This is a genomic window from Neobacillus drentensis (genome assembly GCF_036966985.1).
In the GTDB taxonomy this organism is placed as follows: Bacteria; Bacillota; Bacilli; order Bacillales; family Cytobacillaceae; genus Neobacillus; species Neobacillus drentensis_E.
On record NZ_JBALSN010000190.1, the window covers coordinates 17,142 to 20,369 of the forward strand.

3 protein-coding genes are annotated in these 3,228 nt (G+C 37.9%); 2 read left to right on the top strand and 1 reads right to left on the bottom strand.

Annotated elements, in window-relative coordinates; genetic code table 11:
- Positions 1-528: 528 nt before the first annotated feature.
- Positions 529-669, top strand: coding sequence for a YrzI family small protein (locus tag V7659_RS13000; RefSeq protein WP_144547759.1), 141 nt, complete (start codon positions 529-531; stop codon positions 667-669).
- A gap of 46 nt (positions 670-715) precedes the next feature.
- On the top strand, positions 716-856 hold the full coding sequence (locus V7659_RS13005) for a YrzI family small protein (protein WP_335540348.1): 141 nt from the start codon (positions 716-718) through the stop codon (positions 854-856).
- 453 nt (positions 857-1,309) lie between these two features.
- On the opposite strand, the gene V7659_RS13010 is transcribed toward V7659_RS13005, so the two are convergent.
- A complete protein-coding gene (locus V7659_RS13010; RefSeq protein WP_335540349.1) occupies positions 1,310-3,106 on the bottom strand; it encodes a M3 family oligoendopeptidase in 1,797 nt (598 codons plus the stop codon).
- Positions 3,107-3,228: the final 122 nt, after the last annotated feature.

Here is a 3,228-nt window from a genome sequence, read left to right on the forward strand (position 1 = left end):
TCAACATCGAATCGCTATCGCTCTCCGTGTTTCCTTTATCTCGGTTGGAGCGCTCCAGTCCATACGCAGCTGAACGGGCGCTTTCGCCTTTTAAATTAGGCATTTGAATTAATTTGAAAAATTTTCATTAAAAAGGTTTACAAAGTGTATACGTGTGGATATAATTACCGTAGTAAGTAAATTATTCCAAAAAGGAGGTCGAAGAAAATGATGTTAGCTTTAACTGGCAAGACAGTAGCACCAATTGGCATGACTGCAGCATCTACAACTGTATATTTGAATATCAAACATTCGACCCGACTGGAATGGATTGCTTAATATTACGTTAAGTTACCATACATATCCATGCCGCAGGGAGAGTGACCCCTTGCGGTATTTTTGTGCCTACAAATAACCGGGCCGCAGGGGATAATCTTCTGCGGCCTTTTTGTGCCCTTTTTAAGAGCATTTTGGATATGTACAGCATAGTTTAAATTTGTTGAGACTGGAACTGGATTACAAAAAATTATTTAAAGGAGGTGGTTTTCCATGACACTTAATATTTTCTTCTTCTCGATTACATTTAAAAAACGTGAGATCAGTCTTCAAGAGGCTGCAAACCAGGAAATGGTTGAAAAGCTTTATGAGCAAAACAAGGATAAGCAAATTTCCATGTACCGCTATATGTAATGGAAATACTTAAATTAACAGAAAATGAAACAAGGAAGTGAAAAAAATGACTCTAAATATCATCTTCTTTTCGATCACAATTAAGAAAAGAAAAGTAAGCATAGAAGAAGCTAATCATCAAGAAATGGTTGAGAAGCTTTATGAACAAAACAAAGACCGTCAAGCATCCATGTTCCGGAGCATGTAATTAGTTAAAAATTTTAAAAAAAGAAAGGTGGTTTTAAATATGAGGTTTTTATTAATGCAAGGTCGGGGTGCAAGTTTCTGGATTATGAAGGATACCACCTAGCTGAGAATAAAAATTAGGAGGTAACGAGATGCCACTGCATATCTTATTATTGTCGCTATTCTTTATATCAAAGAAAAAAAGTTCATAATGAATCATAGGTAAATATAATTGCTAATAGCTTAGAGTTTTTGTTAACAAAATGTTCAAATTTCCCTCCGATTGATACTGTGAAAATATGATAAATTCAAATTAGAAAGAACAGGATCTATCTAAGGGGTGGAGAGTATGTTCATGGTTGTGATGGCAATAGTCATTACTGCGGCAATCGGCTGCGTAATTTCAGCTGAACTTAGTGTTGAATAAAAAGTAAGCATCGACCAAACTAACCCCGGTCGATGCTTTTATTTTTCCTTACTTATCTGTTAGCATTAAGAATTCATCAATATCATCAAGACAAATTCGAACGGCTTTCTCCCAGAAATCTGGTTTGGTTAAATCAACTTGTAAATGTTTCTTTGCAAGGTCTTCGACTGACATTGATGCTGTATCCCTTAACAGGGCAATGTACTTCTCTTCATAACCTTTGCCTTCCTCTAGCGCCTGTGCATAAATGCCAAGTGAGAAAAGAAAACCAAATGTATACGGGAAATTATAAAACGGAACCCCAGTAATAAAGAAGTGTAATTTCGAAGCCCAGAATAATGGATGATACTCTTCTAATGCATCGCTATAGGCCTCTTTTTGAGCTTCAAGCATTAACTCATTTAAACGTTCCACCGCGACAGGACCTTGTTTTCTTTCCGCATAAAAGCGGGTTTCGAACAAGAATCGCGCATGAATATTCATCAATAAAGCAACCGTTCTTTGGATTTTATCATCAAGAAGAACCAGTTTTTCTTCTTCATTTTTTGCATTTTTTACTGCTGCATCTGCAACAATCATTTCAGCAAAGGTTGAAGCAGTTTCAGCAACATTCATCGCATAATTCCGGTTAAGATGATGGACACCCTTCATAGCAAATGTGTGGAAGCCATGACCAAGTTCATGAGCTAATGTTGAAACATTTGATGGTGTTCCTGAGTAAGTCATGAAAATACGGGACTGATTACTTTCCGGAAAGAAAGTACAAAAGCCGCCAGGCGCTTTTCCAGGACGATCTTCCCCCTCAATCCATCGCTCCTCAAATGCTTTTCGAGCGAAAGAAGCCATTTTCTCACCGAAAATCGCGAAGTTCTGTTCGATAAATTCAGCTCCTTCTTGATAAGTAACCTTTGAAGCCGTTATTCCATATGGGGCATCTAAATCGTACCAACTCAATTTTTCAATTCCTAAGAGCGATGCTTTCCGCTCTAAATACTTAACGAGTTTTTGTTTATTATCCGAAATGACTCCCCACATGGTTTCCAACGTTCCCTTTTCCATTCGGTTAATACTGAGCGGCTCTTTCAATATATCCTCCCAGCCTCTTTTCTGGTAAACGTTTAAGCGAAAGCCAGAAAGATGATTAAGGGTTTTGGCTAAAATATCAGCCTGTTCTCCCCAAGCCTTCTCCCAATTTGCAAAAATCGCTGCGCGGATATCCCTGTCAGGGCTTGAAAATTTGTTAAAAGCCTGACCGACTGACAGCTGTTTCTCTTCTCCGTTTTCGTTAAAAGGGATTTTTATTTTTCCAACGATTAAATCATACAACTGCCCCCAACTATGATAACCATCCACACCAAGGGCACTAATTAATGCTTCCTCTTCTTTAGAGAGTTTGTCTTTTGCACGTTCTCGCCGTTCCGTTAGTATGTAAGAAAGTACACTTAATTGTTCATCCGCTAACAGCTTCTTCCAAACTTCATCAGTGATCGATGTTAATGAACTGTCAAACTTACTAAGAGCTGTTTGGAAGGCAGCACTTAAGCTGGTTACTTTCGCGTCAAGGTTATAAGCCTTTTTATCGTCTGTATTTTGTGCCTGTAAACACCCAACAAAGGCACCTGCTTGACGAAGCTTTTTAGCCGCATGCTCAAAGTCTTCAAGTAATTCTTTCAAGAGTTTTGCATCCTCAGTGGAATTGAGTGGCGACCAGTTATTCACTTTTGCTTGGAATAGCTCAATTAATTCTGAGGTGAGGATTAAGTGGTTTGCAAATTCTGCGGACTCACTGCCACCTTTAAAAATTACGTCCAGGTCCCAAACATCTAAATATGGAGTGGCTGTCATTCTATATACCCCCTTTATGTATTTACAACCTAATTATATAAATATTTTTCAAAAAATTCTATATACTACCCTTTCCAAAGATTAGATCGAAGCGGTGGAAATTACTATTATCTTCATATTTG